12 protein-coding genes are annotated in these 15,867 nt (G+C 32.2%); 2 read left to right on the forward strand and 10 right to left on the reverse strand.

Annotated elements, in window-relative coordinates:
• Positions 1-15: 15 nt before the first annotated feature.
• Positions 16-801: an ABC transporter substrate-binding protein gene (locus CELLY_RS01065; protein WP_013619799.1), complete on the forward strand. Its 786-nt coding sequence runs from the start codon at positions 16-18 to the stop codon at positions 799-801.
• Here CELLY_RS01065 and CELLY_RS01070 read toward each other — a convergent pair whose 3' ends face one another.
• The 5 genes from CELLY_RS01070 to CELLY_RS01090 all read right to left on the reverse strand — a co-directional run bounded on the left by CELLY_RS01070 (position 802) and on the right by CELLY_RS01090 (position 7,217).
• Entirely contained in the window at positions 802-1,743 is a 942-nt protein-coding gene (locus CELLY_RS01070; protein ID WP_013619800.1) for an NAD(P)H-dependent flavin oxidoreductase, read from the reverse strand.
• Between the two features lie 24 nt (positions 1,744-1,767).
• The gene (mnmA, locus tag CELLY_RS01075; protein ID WP_013619801.1) at positions 1,768-2,958 is read right to left on the reverse strand and encodes a tRNA 2-thiouridine(34) synthase MnmA; all 1,191 of its coding nucleotides are present in this window, start codon (positions 2,956-2,958) and stop codon (positions 1,768-1,770) included.
• 380 nt (positions 2,959-3,338) lie between these two features.
• Positions 3,339-5,186 carry a membrane protein insertase YidC gene (yidC, locus tag CELLY_RS01080; RefSeq protein ID WP_013619802.1) on the reverse strand — a complete coding sequence of 616 codons (1,848 nt, stop codon included), beginning with the start codon at positions 5,184-5,186 and terminating at the stop codon, positions 3,339-3,341.
• A gap of 113 nt (positions 5,187-5,299) precedes the next feature.
• Positions 5,300-6,922 (reverse strand): CTP synthase, encoded by a 1,623-nt coding sequence (locus CELLY_RS01085; protein ID WP_013619803.1) that lies wholly within the window; start codon positions 6,920-6,922, stop codon positions 5,300-5,302.
• A 61-nt stretch (positions 6,923-6,983) separates the two neighbouring features.
• Positions 6,984-7,217 carry a DUF3820 family protein gene (locus CELLY_RS01090; RefSeq protein WP_013619804.1) on the reverse strand — a complete coding sequence of 78 codons (234 nt, stop codon included), beginning with the start codon at positions 7,215-7,217 and terminating at the stop codon, positions 6,984-6,986.
• Positions 7,218-7,316: 99 nt separating this feature from the next.
• On the opposite strand from CELLY_RS01090, the gene CELLY_RS01095 reads away from it, so the two are divergent.
• The gene (locus CELLY_RS01095; protein WP_013619805.1) at positions 7,317-8,207 is read left to right on the forward strand and encodes a lipocalin family protein; all 891 of its coding nucleotides are present in this window, start codon (positions 7,317-7,319) and stop codon (positions 8,205-8,207) included.
• Positions 8,208-8,255: 48 nt separating this feature from the next.
• Here the strand turns inward: CELLY_RS01095 and CELLY_RS01100 are convergent, their stop codons facing one another.
• The 5 genes from CELLY_RS01100 to bshC are packed head-to-tail and all read right to left on the reverse strand — an operon-like array spanning position 8,256 to position 15,773.
• A complete protein-coding gene (locus tag CELLY_RS01100) occupies positions 8,256-8,792 on the reverse strand; it encodes a DUF922 domain-containing protein (RefSeq protein WP_013619806.1) in 537 nt (178 codons plus the stop codon).
• Positions 8,793-8,797: 5 nt separating this feature from the next.
• Positions 8,798-11,206, reverse strand: a complete 2,409-nt coding sequence (locus tag CELLY_RS01105) for a LysM peptidoglycan-binding domain-containing protein (RefSeq protein ID WP_169309914.1) — start codon at positions 11,204-11,206, stop codon at positions 8,798-8,800.
• Between the two features lie 2 nt (positions 11,207-11,208).
• On the reverse strand, positions 11,209-12,744 hold the full coding sequence (gene guaA / locus CELLY_RS01110; RefSeq protein WP_013619808.1) for a glutamine-hydrolyzing GMP synthase: 1,536 nt from the start codon (positions 12,742-12,744) through the stop codon (positions 11,209-11,211).
• Between the two features lie 51 nt (positions 12,745-12,795).
• Entirely contained in the window at positions 12,796-14,166 is a 1,371-nt protein-coding gene (locus CELLY_RS01115; protein WP_013619809.1) for a pyridoxal phosphate-dependent decarboxylase family protein, read from the reverse strand.
• Between the two features lie 5 nt (positions 14,167-14,171).
• Entirely contained in the window at positions 14,172-15,773 is a 1,602-nt protein-coding gene (gene bshC, locus CELLY_RS01120) for a bacillithiol biosynthesis cysteine-adding enzyme BshC (RefSeq protein ID WP_013619810.1), read from the reverse strand.
• Positions 15,774-15,867 lie beyond the last annotated feature (94 nt).

Genomic DNA, 15,867 nt, shown 5'->3' on the forward strand with positions numbered 1-15,867 from the left:
GGTATATTTGCTTTTATGCAACAGATTATAGACCAAATGGGAAGGCAAATTAATTGCCCTAAAAAGCCATTACGTATTGTTTCTTTAGTTCCCTCACAAACAGAATTATTGGTAGATTTAGGTCTAGAAGAATATATTGTTGGGGTAACTAAATTTTGTGTACACCCTAAACACTTACGTATGTCTAAAAAAGTGGTTGGCGGCACAAAAAAAATATCTTTAGCTAAAATTGAAGCTGCAAAACCAGACATAATTTTGTGTAATAAAGAAGAAAACACAAAAGAAATAGTAGAAGCGCTAGAAAAACTTTACCCTGTACACGTATCTAATATTAATGATTTAGAAGATTCTTTAGAGCTAATAATGCAATATGGCACAATTTTTAATAAAATGTTTAGTGCCACAAAAATTGTTAGCACTATAAGAAATGAAGCAAATACCTTTAAAGATTTTATAAAAGACAAACCACGTAAAAAAGTAGCTTACTTAATTTGGAAAGAACCATTTATGGCTGCAGGCAAAAATACTTTTATAAATCATATGCTTACACTTAATAACTATGATAATGTTTTTAGTGATAGCTTACGGTATCCAGAAACAACCTTAGATGCTTTAAAAGAATTAAAACCAGACTCTATTTTATTATCATCTGAGCCGTATCCTTTTAAAAGAAATCATATAGATGAAATAAAAAAAATAATGCCATCTACAACTGTTGAGTTGGTAGACGGCGAATATTTTTCTTGGTATGGTAGTAGACTACTAGATGCCTTTATCTATTTTAAATCTTTACACTATTAATTACAAGTTAGCCATTTGTGTTTTTGCCAAGTTAAACTCGGTTACTATTTCTTTTACAATGTCAGCTGCAGGCATAATTTTATGTATAATAGCCGCAACCTGGCCTATTTCTAACTCGCCATCTTCCATATCTCCTTCAAACATTCCTCTTTTAGCTCTTGCCCTACCTAACAAGGTTTTTAAATCTTCTGGTGTAGCTCCGTTACTATATGCATTTTGCACCTCATTAAAAAATTTGTTTTTTAATAAACGTACTGGAGCCAATTCTTTTAAAGTTAATTGAGTATCTCCTTCTTTAGCATCTACAACTTTTTCTTTAAATAGTTGATGAGATGACGCCTCTTCACTAGCCACAAATCTGCTTCCAATTTGCACTGCATCTGCACCTAAAATCATAACCGCTAACATTGCTTTACCCGTTGCTATACCACCAGCAGCAATTAATGGTATTTTTAGCTGCTCTTTAACTGCTGGTATTAAGGCTAAAGTAGTAGTTTCATCTCTACCGTTATGTCCGCCTGCCTCAAAACCCTCTGCAACAACAGCATCTACTCCGGCTGCCTCAGACTTTAATGCAAATTTTAAACTACTAACAACGTGTACTACCGTAACACCATTTTCTTTTAAAAAGCTTGTCCAAGTTTTAGGATTACCAGCAGAAGTAAAAACTATTTTAACACCTAGGTCTACAATAATTTTCATTATTTCTTCTACGTTAGGGTATAACATTGGCACATTTACTGCAAAAGGTTTATCTGTAGCTTTTTGGCATTTTAAAATATGCTCTTTTAAAACATCTGGGTACATAGAACCCGCACCAATTATTCCTAAGCCACCAGCATTAGAAACAGCTGAAGCTAATTTCCAACCACTAGCCCATATCATTCCTGCTTGTATTATAGGGTATTCAATATTAAATAATGATGTTATTCTGTTTTGCATATTTATTTTTTTCAACTTTTATAATTATGATATTACCCCAGAGCCTATTAGCTCATCTCCAATATGCCAAGCAACAAATTGACCTTCTGTCATTGCAGATTGCTCTTCTTTAAAATCTACATACAATCCAGTATCTACTTTATACAATGTTGCTTTTTGTAAAGCTTGCCTGTAACGTATACGTGCCATAACTTCCATAGTTTCATCTACCTCTAAAGCCATATCTGTACGTACCCAATGTAACTCTTCATTAGATACAAAAAGTGTTTTACGGTATAACCCAGGATGCTTTTTACCTTGCCCTGTATATATTACATTTTCATCTACATCTGTCTCTATAACAAACAAAGGTTCCTTGGTACCACCAACAGCTAAACCTTTACGTTGTCCTTTGGTAAAGTAATGTGCACCTTGGTGTTCTCCTACAACTTTACCATCATTTAAATTATAAACCGGTTTTGTTGCGTAAAAAGCTAATTCATCTTCTTTGGTTGCAAATTCTGGTATTGCATTGTTGTATTGTTCTAATGAAGATGAAACCTCTACAATTACACCTTGTTTTGGTTTTAGTTTTTGCTGAAGAAAATCTGGCAAACGCACTTTACCTATAAAACAAAGTCCTTGAGAGTCTTTTTTATCTGCTGTAATTAAATCATTATCTGCTGCAATTTTTCGTACTTCTGGCTTTAGTAAATCTCCAATAGGAAACAACGTTTTAGACAGTTGTTCTTGTGAAAGTTGACATAAAAAATACGATTGATCTTTATTACCATCTTTACCAGCTAAAAGTTGATGAATTTCTTTACCTTCTTCATTTATAAAAGAAGTTTTTCTACAGTAATGTCCTGTAGCTACATAATCTGCCCCTAATTGCATTGCAATCTTCATAAACACATCAAACTTAATTTCTCTGTTACAAAGTACATCTGGATTTGGTGTTCTTCCTTTTTCATACTCATTAAACATATAGTCTACAATGCGTTCTTTATATTCTGCACTTAAATCTACTGTTTGAAAAGGAATACCTAATTTCTCTGCAACTATTAGTGCATCATTACTATCCTCTAACCAAGGACATTCATTAGAAATGGTAACAGAATCATCGTGCCAATTTTTCATAAAAAGCCCTATAACATCATAACCTTGTTCTTTTAAAAGATAAGCTGTAACGCTAGAATCTACACCTCCTGAAAGTCCTACTACTACTTTTTTCATTTTTTATAATCTGAATTGCAAAAATACAAAAATCTAAAATGCTTTGTATTTCTATTAACACCCATAAATCTTTAATTTTTCATAAAGAAATATACCGTTTATCGATATTTAAAACCGATTAAAAACGGACTAAAAACTTAGTCGAAAACTTAACAACAAAATGACTCTGCTTAACATACAAAAATGCAGCTTTTACAACTAAACATTTTTTAACCTTTTAATAGGTTGCATCTTTGGAGTCCCAAATGTTACTAAGTTTAACCTACTTAGTGCTTAAAAGCTCCTAGAAATAGGAGCTTTTTTTTATTTAAAGAATACATAACAAAAAAATCCTGCTTCAAAACTGAAGCAGGATTTTTAATATAATTTAAAAAAGACTATTATCTATTCTTTTTTTGCTCTTCTGCTTGCTCCATCATTTCACGCATTTTCTTCTGAAACTTATTTTCTTTCTTAGGTTTCTTTTTATTTTCCTGAATTTTAGCGTGTATTTTATCTTCATCTATAATAAACTTCTTAATTGCCAACATAATAAATATTGTAATTAAGTTAGATACAAAGTAGTACAAACTAAGTCCACTTGCGTAACTATTAAAGAATATCAACATCATTAATGGAGATAGGTAAAGAATAAATTTCATATTAGGCATACCTGGCTGCTGTTGCATATTTTGTCCAGATGTCATCATCATATAAAAGAAGATGGCAATAGATGCTAATATTGGAAATAAACTAACGTGATCCCCGTACAATGGAATGTGAAATGGTAATTCTGCTATAATATCATAAGATGATAAATCGTCTGCCCATAAAAATGGTTTTTGACGCAACGCAAAAGAGGTTGGAAAAAACATAAACAAGGCATAAAAAACTGGCAATTGTAATAAAGCTGGTAAACAACCACTCATTGGGCTTGCCCCTGCTTTATTATAAAGCTTCATAGTTTCTTGTTGCTTTTTCATTGGATTGTCTTTGTACTTCTCTCCTAATTCTGCAATCTCTGGCTTTAAAACCTTCATTTTTGCTTGTGATAAGTACGACTTGTAGGTTACTGGCGACATTAATAAACGCACCAAAATTGTCATTACAATAATTGCAATACCGTAAGGTAAAAAGCTACTTAAAAAAGTATAAGCTGGCGTAAACACATATCTATTTATAAAACCAAATATTCCCCAACCGTAAGGTATAGAGTCCTCTAAACCTAGCTCTTTGTATTTAGATAGTTCTTTAATATCTGTTGGCCCATAATACAGGTTCATATTATAAGATAGTTCACCGGCATCTGCTTTTAAAGGTAATACAGCTGTATTCTCTTTAGTAAATTTTGTTTCTGGTGTATCATCTTCAACTAAGTTTACAGAACTTAATTTAGCTGTTTCAAAATGTTTATCTGTAGCTAATATAGAGCTAAAGAAATGTTGCCTGTAAGACAACCATTTAACATCTACCTCTTCTTCTTCATCATCACTGCTTTCTGATAATTTACTAATATTACCATCATCATGGTTGTATGTTAAACGGGTATATCTATTTTCATATGTAGCACTTTTACTGTGTCTAATTCCTTTTTGCTTCCAGACTAAAGCAATTGGTGCAGCGCTGTTTAATACTCCGTTTAAACCTTGAGAACGAATATTAAAATCTAACAAGTATTCATCTGGTTTAATCTCATATCTGTATTCTAAAAAGTCTGTAGCAGATACTTTAGCTTTCATAGAAAGCACGGTATTATTACCATTTTTAGAGATTGACGGTTCAAAATATAGATCTTTTGTATCTAAAACTCTATTATCTGATGTAGAAAAAGTTAATCCGAAACTTGCGTTATTGTCTTTTACTAAGTGTACAGGAAGTGAATCATAAGTAACAAAGTTTTTCATCTTTGCCTCTACAATTTGTCCTCCTTTGTTACTAATTCTTAAATAAAGAACATTGTTTTCTAAAACAGTTGTTCCTTCTAAAGCTGGTGTATACCCAAAAGCTCCTATTTTACTTTTGTAATTAGCAACCGCTGTAGAATCTGATAAATTTAAAACTGGTTCTTGAGCAGTAGTTTCTTTTTCTTGCTTGTTATCTACTGTGGCAGCTTCAGTTTTTTGTTGTTCTTTTTTCTGTGCTTCTAGTTCCTCGGCAGTTGGTTGTGTGGTATTAAACCATAAAACAAACAATCCAAAAATTAGTAAAAACCCAATTAAGGTTTTTGCATCAAATTTCTTTTCTTCCATTCTAATATGTCAAAGATTTTATAGCAAACACTATAAATCTAGTTATGTTAATAATAAATTACAATTTGCAAATATATGTCCAAATGTACACTTTATGCCAAAGTGGCACTTTTTTATTGTTTTTTATGCTCAAGAGCAGCTTTTACAAAGCCAACAAATAAAGGATGAGGATTTGCAACTGTACTTTTATATTCTGGGTGATATTGTACACCAATAAACCAAGGGTGAATATCTTTAGGCAGCTCTACAATTTCTACAAGACCTGTATCTTTATTAATACCAGAAGCTTGTAAGCCAGCAGCTGTTATTTGGTCTTTGTATTTATTATTAAACTCATACCTGTGTCTGTGACGTTCAGATATATCTGCCTTACCACTATATACATTTTTAACAAGGCTATTATCTTCTAAATGGCAAGCCCAAGTACCTAAACGCATAGTACCACCTTTGTTAACTACTGTTTTTTGCTCTTCCATTAAGTTAATAACAGGGTTTGGTGTTTTTTCATCCATTTCTTTAGAGTTAGCGTCTGCTAACCCTAAAACATTTCTAGAAAATTCTATAACTGCCATTTGCATACCTAAACATATACCTAAAAATGGTATTTTGTTTTCTCTTGCATATTGTACAGCTTCAATTTTACCTTCTATACCTCTTTCCCCAAAACCAGGTGCTACTAAAATACCATCTAACCCCTTTAATTCTTCTGCCATATTTTTACCTAAAATATGCTCAGAGTGTATAGATTTTACTTCAACTTTTACCTCATTTTCTGCTCCTGCGTGTATAAAAGCTTCTAAAATAGATTTATAAGAATCTTGCAATTCTACATACTTACCAATTAAACCAATTGTAACTTGATTTTTTGGATTTTTATGACGTTCTAAAAACTGATTCCAGGTAGTTAAATCTGGCTTTTCTGTATCAGACAATGCTAATCGTTCTAAAACAACAGTATCTAAACCTTCTTGTTGCATTAGTAAAGGCACATCATAAATAGTAGATGCGTCTATAGATTGTATTACCGCCTCTCTTTTTACATTACAAAACAATGCTAACTTATGCTTTATTTCATCAGAGATTTGGTGTTCTGTTCTACAAACTAAAATATCTGCCTTAATACCACTTTCCATTAATGTTTTAACAGAGTGCTGAGTTGGTTTAGTTTTTAATTCACCAGCAGCAGACAAGTATGGTACTAATGTTAAATGTATTACAATACCATTATTATCTCCTAGCTCCCATAGTAATTGCCTAACTGCTTCTATGTATGGCAAAGATTCTATATCACCAACAGTACCACCAATTTCTGTTATTACAATATCGTAATCTCCGCTTTTACCAAGTATTTGTATACGTTCTTTAATTTCATTGGTAATATGAGGAACTACTTGTACTGTTTTACCTAAAAACTCTCCTCTACGTTCTTTTTCTATAACACTTTGGTAAATTCTACCAGTAGTAACATTATTAGCTTGTGAAGTTCTTACGTTTAAAAAACGTTCATAATGCCCAAGGTCTAAATCCGTTTCTGCACCATCGTCAGTAACGTAGCATTCTCCGTGTTCATAAGGGTTTAATGTTCCTGGATCTACATTAATGTAAGGATCCAATTTTTGAATGGTAGTTCTGTAACCTCTAGCTTGTAATAATTTAGCCAAAGATGCTGCTATAATTCCTTTTCCTAGAGATGATGTAACCCCTCCGGTTACAAATATGTACTTAGTGTTTGCCATGTAGCGTTAGGTTGTTTTCTTAACGCAAGCAAAAATAGCAAATTGCTATTACAAAAGCAGTCTATTCTTTAGGAAAATCTTTCTGAATTTTTAGAATGATATCTTCCAATCCGTTTATTTTAATTTCTAGCATAGATTTTAACAAAACACCTAGTTTTCCGTCAGGAAAACCCTTTTGATTAAACCATACCAAATATGGTTCTGGTAGGTTTACCAAATACCTTCCTTTGTATTTACCAAATGGCATTCTGTAATGAGCCAATTCTATAAGTTTTTGGTTATCGTTTTTTAACATAATTAAAAAGTCTAAAAGTAATTTTATGACGTAAATACAACATTAACAACAACATACATTTTTTTTCTTACCATAAAACAACTTTAACACCGTAAAACTATGAAAAAAGTAATTGCCTTATGTATTTTTTCTATGATGCTTTTTGCCTGTACCAACAATGATAGTGAACAACTATATAAGTTGGTAGAGCAAACTGAAGATATTATAATACTAGATACAGATAACGATGGTATAAGTGACGAAGAGGAAATAGCAAATGGTACAGATCCAAATAACGAGGATACAGATAATGATGGAATAACGGATGGAGAAGAAAAAGCAAACAAAACAAATCCTTTAATTGTTGATACAGATGGGGATGGTGTAATTGATGGAACAGAATTAACCAATAGTACAGACCCTTTAAGCAACTGCTCTTTTTTACTCGCTAGTCAAACAGTTGACACTAGTGAAACTTGGAACAACTTAGACTGTGATGCTGACGGAATAATTAATATTGATGAAGTAAATGCAGGCACAAACCCATTAATTGCAGATGAAGCAGAAGTAAAATCTCCTTTGCTTGGTACTTGGGTATTGGTGAGTGCTACTATTGATAATGGTACAGCCACTACTGTTGTTAATAACCAAACCTATCCGCTAGAATATACAGCAAATTCTACTAACGAAAACTCTACAGCTACATTTACAGAAAACCCTAATACAATTATTAGCACAGGTGAATACACTACTGTAATTAATTTCTCGTTTTTAGGAACTGATTATACAGAAACCATAACATCTGAAAGTCCGCTAAGTTCTGGTGATTGGTCATTAGAAAATGACACTCTAAAACTTGACGCTAATGACACTGTAAACGGAACTTATAGAGTAATTAGCTTAACTGATGAAACTCTTGTTATACAAACCGAAGTAAATAGGATTGTAACAACTGGAGGTGTAGATTTAGACACTAAAGGGACATTGGTAATTACATTAGCTAAGCAATAAGATAAAAATAAAAAAGCGACACTGGGTGTCGCTTTTTTATTATCTAAATTATTTTAACTGAAGTTGTTTTTTAACTTTTGTTTGCCATAAAAGCTGTTTTTCTATATCTCTAGAGTAATTTGTTTCTGAGTCATACAAATCCTGATAAGCATTTAATTCTTTATTAATAGCGGTATAAATATCTTTCACCTGATTTCTGGTATGTTTAGAAGGTTTAATTTTACTTAAGCTAAGTCTCATTTTACGCGCGTAAATCTCTGCAATATCAAAATGTAATTGCTCATGACTTAAGGTGATATCTGTACATAACTCTGGTTTATACCAAGATTTATTTGGGTAAAAAAGGGCAACAACTTCATATGTGAATCTATTGCCCTTTTTTTTATCAAAATATGTGGTATACTTATAAGTGATACCACTAGCTGTTATAGCTGCCGCTCTATTATTAATTGGTGCTTTATCTTTAAAATTAGACCAATTTAGTTTTAAATTTGGTCTCCAAACAATAGTTTCTTCAGTTTGTGCAATGCCTTTAGCAACTAAAAACACACATAGTAAAAAAACTATTTTTTTAAAGAAAGACATACCAATTATACTTTAGGTACTACTTTTTCTACTTCTTCAATTTTCATATCATTATACTGCATAATATAAACAGCTGTATTAGTAAACCCTGCATTTTGCTTGTTTACATAATTAAACTTATTAGCAATATACTCTGTTTCTCCTACTATTTTAGATACCTCAAACAAATCATTTTTATAAGCTAGTTTTAACAATACATCATACATAATATCAAAACCTCTTGCTGCGTATTTATCTGGATTTGCTCCAAATTTAAATCTGTACATTTTATTAAACTCTTCATCAGTAATTTCTTTATTTACAGATGGGTATGTAAAGTTTAAATTAGATAAAAGTAAGTTATCTACATCATCTCTATCAAAAGCTTTATTTAGGTCTGTGGTAAACATTCTAACTTTTGTATCCTTAGCATTTAAAGAGTTTACAACAGATGTGGCGTGCTTAGAAAGTGCCAAATTACTAGTCTCTACAAAAACAAAATTATCTACCTTTTTAGACAATAAATATTTTAACTTATTTATATTAATAGTTAAGTCTTTAATTAAGCTAACCTTTTTGGCCTTAGGAAACTTTGCCATAATAGCATCAGAGGCTTCCTTATGTTTAGAGTCTGCTATAATTACTATATTCTGATTGGTATAAATACTAGAAACATAGTCTAAAATTTTAGCTCTTAAAACCTCATTAGATGGCAAAGTGTAAAACGTATTACCAAATCCTATTTGTTGCTCTGTTAAGTTAGGAGACACAACAGGTATTTGTAAACCTGCAGTTTTTTTAGCTACCTCTTGTATAGATTGCGGATCTAAAGGACCAATAATAGCTCCATAATTCGCAATATTTTCTTGTGCTAAAATTTCTTTAACTCTATCTACACTTTTAGTAGACTGTGTGTCAAAGGCAGTAACATCTACAGAAACTCCTTTTTTCTTAATTGTTTCTAATGCCAATTGCATACCAGAGTAAAAACCTAAACTAATTTTAGTGTCGAGTCTTTTATCAATATCCTTTTTAGCTATAGAGGAATTATTTACATCTATTTTGTCTAATCTAAAAGGTAATAAAACCATAACTTTTGGTCTTACCGCAACATTTATACTATCTACTAAATTAATTTTTGGTAAAATTAAAGAGTTTTTAACTGTAAAGTTGGTACTTCTAGATTTAGGTAGCTTTAAAACCATACCAGATTTAATACCATCTTTTAAAGCTGGATTAAATGCTATTAGCTCACTAAATGATACTCCTAAATCTCTAGACAAAGACATTTCTCCTTGCCCCTGACGAACTACGTAAAATATAAAGTTTTCTGAATTTACAACTTGTGTATCTGACGAAGACTGACCTTTTAAAGTTGGAATTTTTATATTCATTCCTTCTTGAAGCCCTTTTTCCTTTACTAGAGGATTAATCTCTTTTATTTTTTCTTCTGTAACACCATAAGCCTTTTCTAACCTATAAAAATTCATTTTTGCAGGTACAGTATAGGTTATAAAATCTGGCACTTTTTCTGAACCAGTTTTAACCAAGCTATCTCTAACAACTATATTTTTCTCTGGTATTTTAAGCTCTTGCCCTTCTGCTAAATAATTAGAAGATTTTGGTAAATCTGGATTTAGTAGCAACAAGCTATCTACAGTAATACCATACTTATTTGCTATACTCCAGCGTGTTTCCTTAGCTTTTACTATATAGGACTTTAAAACAACCTCTTTAATTTCTACCTTTTTAAAGTGAGGAATTCTTAATATCATCCCTTTCTTTACATCATCAGAATACAAACTTGTATTGTACTTTTTTATCTGATCCTGAGAAACTTTAAATTGTTTAGAAATACCATATAATGTTTCTCTTTTTTTAACTTTATAATTTGTAAACTTATAAGGAGTATCTTCATAAACCTCAGAAAAAGAATTAGTTGTTGTAGTTACAGAAGTATCTACAACCTCTTTTTTATAAACAGGTATTTTTAAAACAGTTCCTTTTTTTAATTGCTCTGCATATAATTGTTTGTTATATCTTTTAATGTCATCTTCTGTAACATTGTACTGTTTAGCAAGACTGTATAAAGTTTCTCGTTTCTTAGCTTTATGTTCTATAAAACGAATTGGTTTCTCTTGCTTAACCTGAGTAACCGTTACAGGTTTATCACCTGACAAGGAAGCCGTTACAGCTGCCATTTTTTTATCTAACGGAACAATTAATATAGTATTAGGAGTCAGTTTTTGCCCTTTTTTAATCTCTTTATTATAGACCAAAATATCCTCTATAGATACGTTATATGTTTTAGATATACTCTCTAGAGACTCTCCTCTTTTTACAGGGTGTGTCTTATACTTTTGTGCATAAGAATTGGCTGTAACCAAAAGGATAAACAAAAAAGAAAGAACTGTTTTAAAAAATTTACTATTCATAATTATTCCCATTCTATAGTTGCAGGTGGCTTAGAGCTAATATCATAAACTACTCTATTTACACCTTTTACTTTATTTATTATATTGTTAGACACTTTTTGTAAAAACTCATATGGTAAGTTAACCCAATCAGCGGTCATACCATCTGTACTTTCTACAGCACGTAAAGCTACACATTTTTCATAGGTACGCTCATCTCCCATAACTCCTACACTATTTACGGGTAAAAGTATGGCTCCGGCCTGCCAAACCTTATCATATAGGCCACTTTTTTTAAGTTCTCCTATAAATACAGCATCTACCTCTTGTAAAATAGCTACTTTTTCTGGTGTTATATCACCCAAAATACGAATTGCAAGTCCAGGTCCTGGAAAAGGATGACGCCCTAAAAGGTCTTTTGCCATACCCATAGAGGCTCCTACTCTCCTTACTTCATCTTTAAACAAAGCTTTTAATGGTTCTACTATTTTAAGTTTCATAAAATCTGGCAAGCCTCCTACATTATGGTGACTTTTTATTGTTGCACTTGGTCCTCCTGTTGCAGAAACACTTTCTATAACATCTGGATAAATTGTACCTTGTGCTAACCAGCTTACTCCTTGTATTTGATGAGCTTCATCATCAAAAACCTCTATAAATACACGACCAATAGCTTTGCGCTTTTGTTCTGGATCGCTTAACCCAGATAATGCATCCAAAAAGCGTGCCGAAGCGTCTACACCTTTTACATTTAAGCCCATACCTTTGTACTGCTCTAATACATCTGTAAACTCATTTTTACGTAATAAACCGTTATTTACAAATATACAGTATAAGTTTTTTCCTATGGCTTTATGCAATAACATTGCTGCTACAGAAGAATCTACCCCTCCAGATAAACCTAAAACAACCTTATCATCTCCAATTTTTTGCTGTAGCGCTTCTACTGTTTCTTCTACAAAAGCATTAGGTGTCCAATCTGGATTAACATTTGCTATGTCTACCAAAAAGTTTTCTAATAATTGTTTACCATCTGTAGAGTGGTAAACCTCTGGATGAAATTGTATTGCATATGTAGTTTCACCTTCTATTTTATATGCTGCATTTTGTACATCATGCGTACTTGCAAGCAATGTTCCGTTTGTTGGTAGAGATTTAATAGTATCACTATGACTCATCCAAACTTGGCTACCTGCGCTTATGTTTTTAAGAAAAGTTTCATTTTCTTTTACAAAACTTAAGTTTGCTCTACCGTATTCTCTTGTGTTAGAAGGGGCTACCTCGCCACCAGAAAAATGTGCTAAGTATTGTGCGCCATAACACACTGCTAGCATTGGTTTTTCTCCTCTAATACCTTTTAAGTCAGGATGAAAAGCATCATCTGAACGTACAGACATAGGACTACCTGATAAGATAACCGCCTTGTACTCTTCTAAGTTTGTTGGAATTTTGTTGAATGGATGAATCTCGGAATAGATGTTAAGCTCTCTAACTCTACGCGCAATAAGTTGTGTGTACTGCGATCCGAAGTCTAAAATTAATACCTTGTCATGTTGCATGCGCAAAAGTAATATTTAATTATAAAAAAGCTAAACGAAACTATTGAAATTTTACTCCATTGTTTTTAAGATTTGTTCAATGTCTTTTTCTGTAGTATCCGGATTAATAAAACAAAACCTAGAAACAGTTTCATAAGTATTACCTAATTTATATTTTGTTGGTGTTACTAAAGCAAATCCTTTTTTGTGATTCTCGTATGTCCAATGTGTATAATCCTCTGGTTTCCACCCTTTTCTTCTGTACAAGACACAAGACAAACTTGGCTCTCTTACCAATTCTAAATCTGGGTGTGCTTCTATCATTTTACCTGCTATTTGGGCAAGTTCTAATCCGCGTTCCACAGCTTCTTCATACCTATCTGTACCGTGCATTGCTAATGAAAACCATAAAGGAAGTCCTCTTACTCTGCGTGTTAACTGTATTTGGTAATCTGTTGGATTAAAACCATGAGCTCCTTCATCCTTAAAAATATCTAGATAGGAGCCTTGTTGTGAGTGTGCATTTTTAGCCAACTGCATATCCTTGTAAAGCACCGCTCCACAATCATACGGAGAAAACATCCACTTGTGCGGATCTATGGTAATACTATCTGCTTGTTCTATACCATTAAACAAATGCCTAACAGAATCTGCAACTAAAGCACCACCACCATAAGCTGCATCTACGTGATACCATAAGTTTTCTTTTTTACATACGTTAGCTATACCACTTAAATCATCTATAATACCAGCATTTGTTGTGCCTCCAGTTGCAACTACTGCAAATAGTCTGTTACGCTCTTCTACAGATAAACCAGCAATTGTTTCTTCTAATTCTGATTGATGTAAACTTTCTTCAGAATCTACTAAAAGAATATCTACGTCTATAACTTTGGCCATTGCCTTTACAGACGAGTGTGCACCAATTGATGCTATAATTAAGCCTTTTTTTCCTCTGTTTTCTTCTTTTTCTCTAAAATGCTCTCTTGCTGTAACCAATGCAGATAAGTTTGCTGCCGTACCACCACTTGTAAAAACACCAAAAGCGCCTTCTGGCATACCTGTTAAAGAAACAATCCATTTCATTGCTTCGTTTTCACAAAAAATACCACCTGCACCTTCCATCCAGTAAGCTCCGTGTATACTAGATGCAGAAGTAACCAAATCAAACATTACAGCCGCTCTAGTTGGTGATGCTGGTACAAACGCTAAATGCCTAGGATGGTCTATTTGCACATTTGCATTAGCCAAATGTTTCTTCCATAAATTAAATGCATTTTCACCGCCTATACCTTTATTAGTAATAGTTTCACCAACCAAGTCCTTTAATTCTTTAGCTTTAACTGGTTTTCCTACTCCTCGTTCAGTTGCAGATATTCTATCAATGGCGTATTTCATTACATCCATTGTCATTTCTACTAAACCTAAATCTATCTTGTGCATTTAATTTATAATTCTAATATTAAAAAGTTGCCGTCTAAAGGCTTTAAAGTTGCTATTAAATTAGAAATTAAACTTGGTCCAAACTCTAAGTAGGGCTCAGAAAAGTTTTGATTTCTTTCTTGTAAAGACTTGTTAGGAAAAAGCTGATTTTGAATATCTGTTAAACGTATAACATGGTCTTTTAACTTGCGTTTTTGTGCTTGCAACAACCTATCTTCTAAAGCTTGTAATCCTTTTTTTTGTTTTACTTCTTGAGCCTTTACTGCTCCTAAAAAAGTTTTATCTGTTTGCTCTGCAAGCGTGTACAACTGCTTAAACTGCTCTTCTAGGTGTTTTTTTTGAGGTGTAAAATCTATATCTATGTTAGATATTTCTCTTATTTTTTTATTTACTAAACTATTTTGTTTTAAAAACAAGTCTTCAATACTTACGTTTAGTTTATTTAGTTTTTCTGATTGCTTTTCTGTTATTAGCAAAGCAGAATTACGCAGCAATAACATTGGAAAAGTTACATTCTGACTCTCAAAATATGTTTTAAGTTCTAACCAATATGCCAATTCTCCACCACCACCTATGTAACAAAGGTTTGGCAATATAATTTCTTGAAAAAGTGGCCTACCAACAACATTTGGAGAAAAACGCTCTGGAAACTCATTTAGCTCTTTTAAAATAGCTTCTTCAGTAAATGTTATTTCTGTATTATTAATAAGGTATAAATCATCTTTTTTAATAATTCGTTCTCTTACATCATCAACCAAATAAAAATAATTAATTTCTCTTGGGTTTACCTGTATTTTATAATTATCAGAAACTGCACTAAGTCTTGCATTTGTTTCTTCTACCTTAGAAAATCCTGTATGGTTTAATAGGTCTTCTTTAACATAAGGTATTTGTAATTTTTTTAACTCCTTATCATCTCCGTCTACAATAACTAAACCGTAGCTGGTAAAAAGTTCATTTGCTAAATACCGTGTTGCTGCTGTTAAATTAGTGTGGCTTAAATAAGCTTCTGTAAATAAAGTTTTTAACTCTTCTGCTGTTTTACCTCCACCAATAGTACTAGAAAAAGCATTAAACACTTGGTCTAAACCTTCTGTATTTAACCTTCCTACTCCGCCAGATGCATTTTTATTCCACTGTATCTTTTTCCCCTTAAAGTTAAAGTAGTTAATTTCATCAAAATCATGATCCTCTGTTGCCATCCAATACACAGGAACAAAATTTTGTTCTGGATACGTCCTTTTTAACTCCTCGGTTAAATTAATTGTAGATATTATTTTATATAAGAAATACAAGGGGCCAGTAAACAAATTTAGCTGGTGACCAGTTACTACCGTAAATGTATTTTGTTCTTTTAATAAAGATATATTTGTTTTAGTTTTTTCTGATGCAGTAATGTTTGCATACTGGTTAACTAATGCATTTGCTAGTACCTCTCTATTTCTATCAGGAAAATTTTTAGACTTTTCTTCAATCTGTAATTTAAAATTCTCTAAGTTGGGAAATCTGTTGTAAAAAGATTGTAACTCTTTCTTCTCTTCTAAATAATCGCACATTAAACTAGAGAAGTAACCTGTTTTGTGGTACGGAATATTGCTGACTTTCATAAATACGATTATATGTATGCAAAGATAAAACTCTTTGCTTATCTATTATATATAAAAAACTGTGTAAAAAAAACGATAAAACTAAGCATTCATT

Source organism: Cellulophaga lytica DSM 7489 (assembly GCF_000190595.1).
Taxonomy (GTDB): Bacteria; Bacteroidota; Bacteroidia; order Flavobacteriales; family Flavobacteriaceae; genus Cellulophaga; species Cellulophaga lytica.

What these genes read in the sequence shown, in the direction of transcription:
- CELLY_RS01065 (WP_013619799.1), top strand. Translation starts at nt 16, where the DNA reads ATGCAACAGATTATAGACCAAATGGGAAGGCAAATTAATTGCCCTAAA.
- CELLY_RS01070 (WP_013619800.1), bottom strand. Translation starts at nt 1,743, where the DNA reads ATGCAAAACAGAATAACATCATTATTTAATATTGAATACCCTATAATA.
- mnmA (WP_013619801.1), bottom strand. Translation starts at nt 2,958, where the DNA reads ATGAAAAAAGTAGTAGTAGGACTTTCAGGAGGTGTAGATTCTAGCGTT.
- yidC (WP_013619802.1), bottom strand. Translation starts at nt 5,186, where the DNA reads ATGGAAGAAAAGAAATTTGATGCAAAAACCTTAATTGGGTTTTTACTA.
- CELLY_RS01085 (WP_013619803.1), bottom strand. Translation starts at nt 6,922, where the DNA reads ATGGCAAACACTAAGTACATATTTGTAACCGGAGGGGTTACATCATCT.
- CELLY_RS01090 (WP_013619804.1), bottom strand. Translation starts at nt 7,217, where the DNA reads ATGTTAAAAAACGATAACCAAAAACTTATAGAATTGGCTCATTACAGA.
- CELLY_RS01095 (WP_013619805.1), top strand. Translation starts at nt 7,317, where the DNA reads ATGAAAAAAGTAATTGCCTTATGTATTTTTTCTATGATGCTTTTTGCC.
- CELLY_RS01100 (WP_013619806.1), bottom strand. Translation starts at nt 8,792, where the DNA reads ATGTCTTTCTTTAAAAAAATAGTTTTTTTACTATGTGTGTTTTTAGTT.
- CELLY_RS01105 (WP_169309914.1), bottom strand. Translation starts at nt 11,206, where the DNA reads ATGAATAGTAAATTTTTTAAAACAGTTCTTTCTTTTTTGTTTATCCTT.
- guaA (WP_013619808.1), bottom strand. Translation starts at nt 12,744, where the DNA reads ATGCAACATGACAAGGTATTAATTTTAGACTTCGGATCGCAGTACACA.
- CELLY_RS01115 (WP_013619809.1), bottom strand. Translation starts at nt 14,166, where the DNA reads ATGCACAAGATAGATTTAGGTTTAGTAGAAATGACAATGGATGTAATG.
- bshC (WP_013619810.1), bottom strand. Translation starts at nt 15,773, where the DNA reads ATGAAAGTCAGCAATATTCCGTACCACAAAACAGGTTACTTCTCTAGT.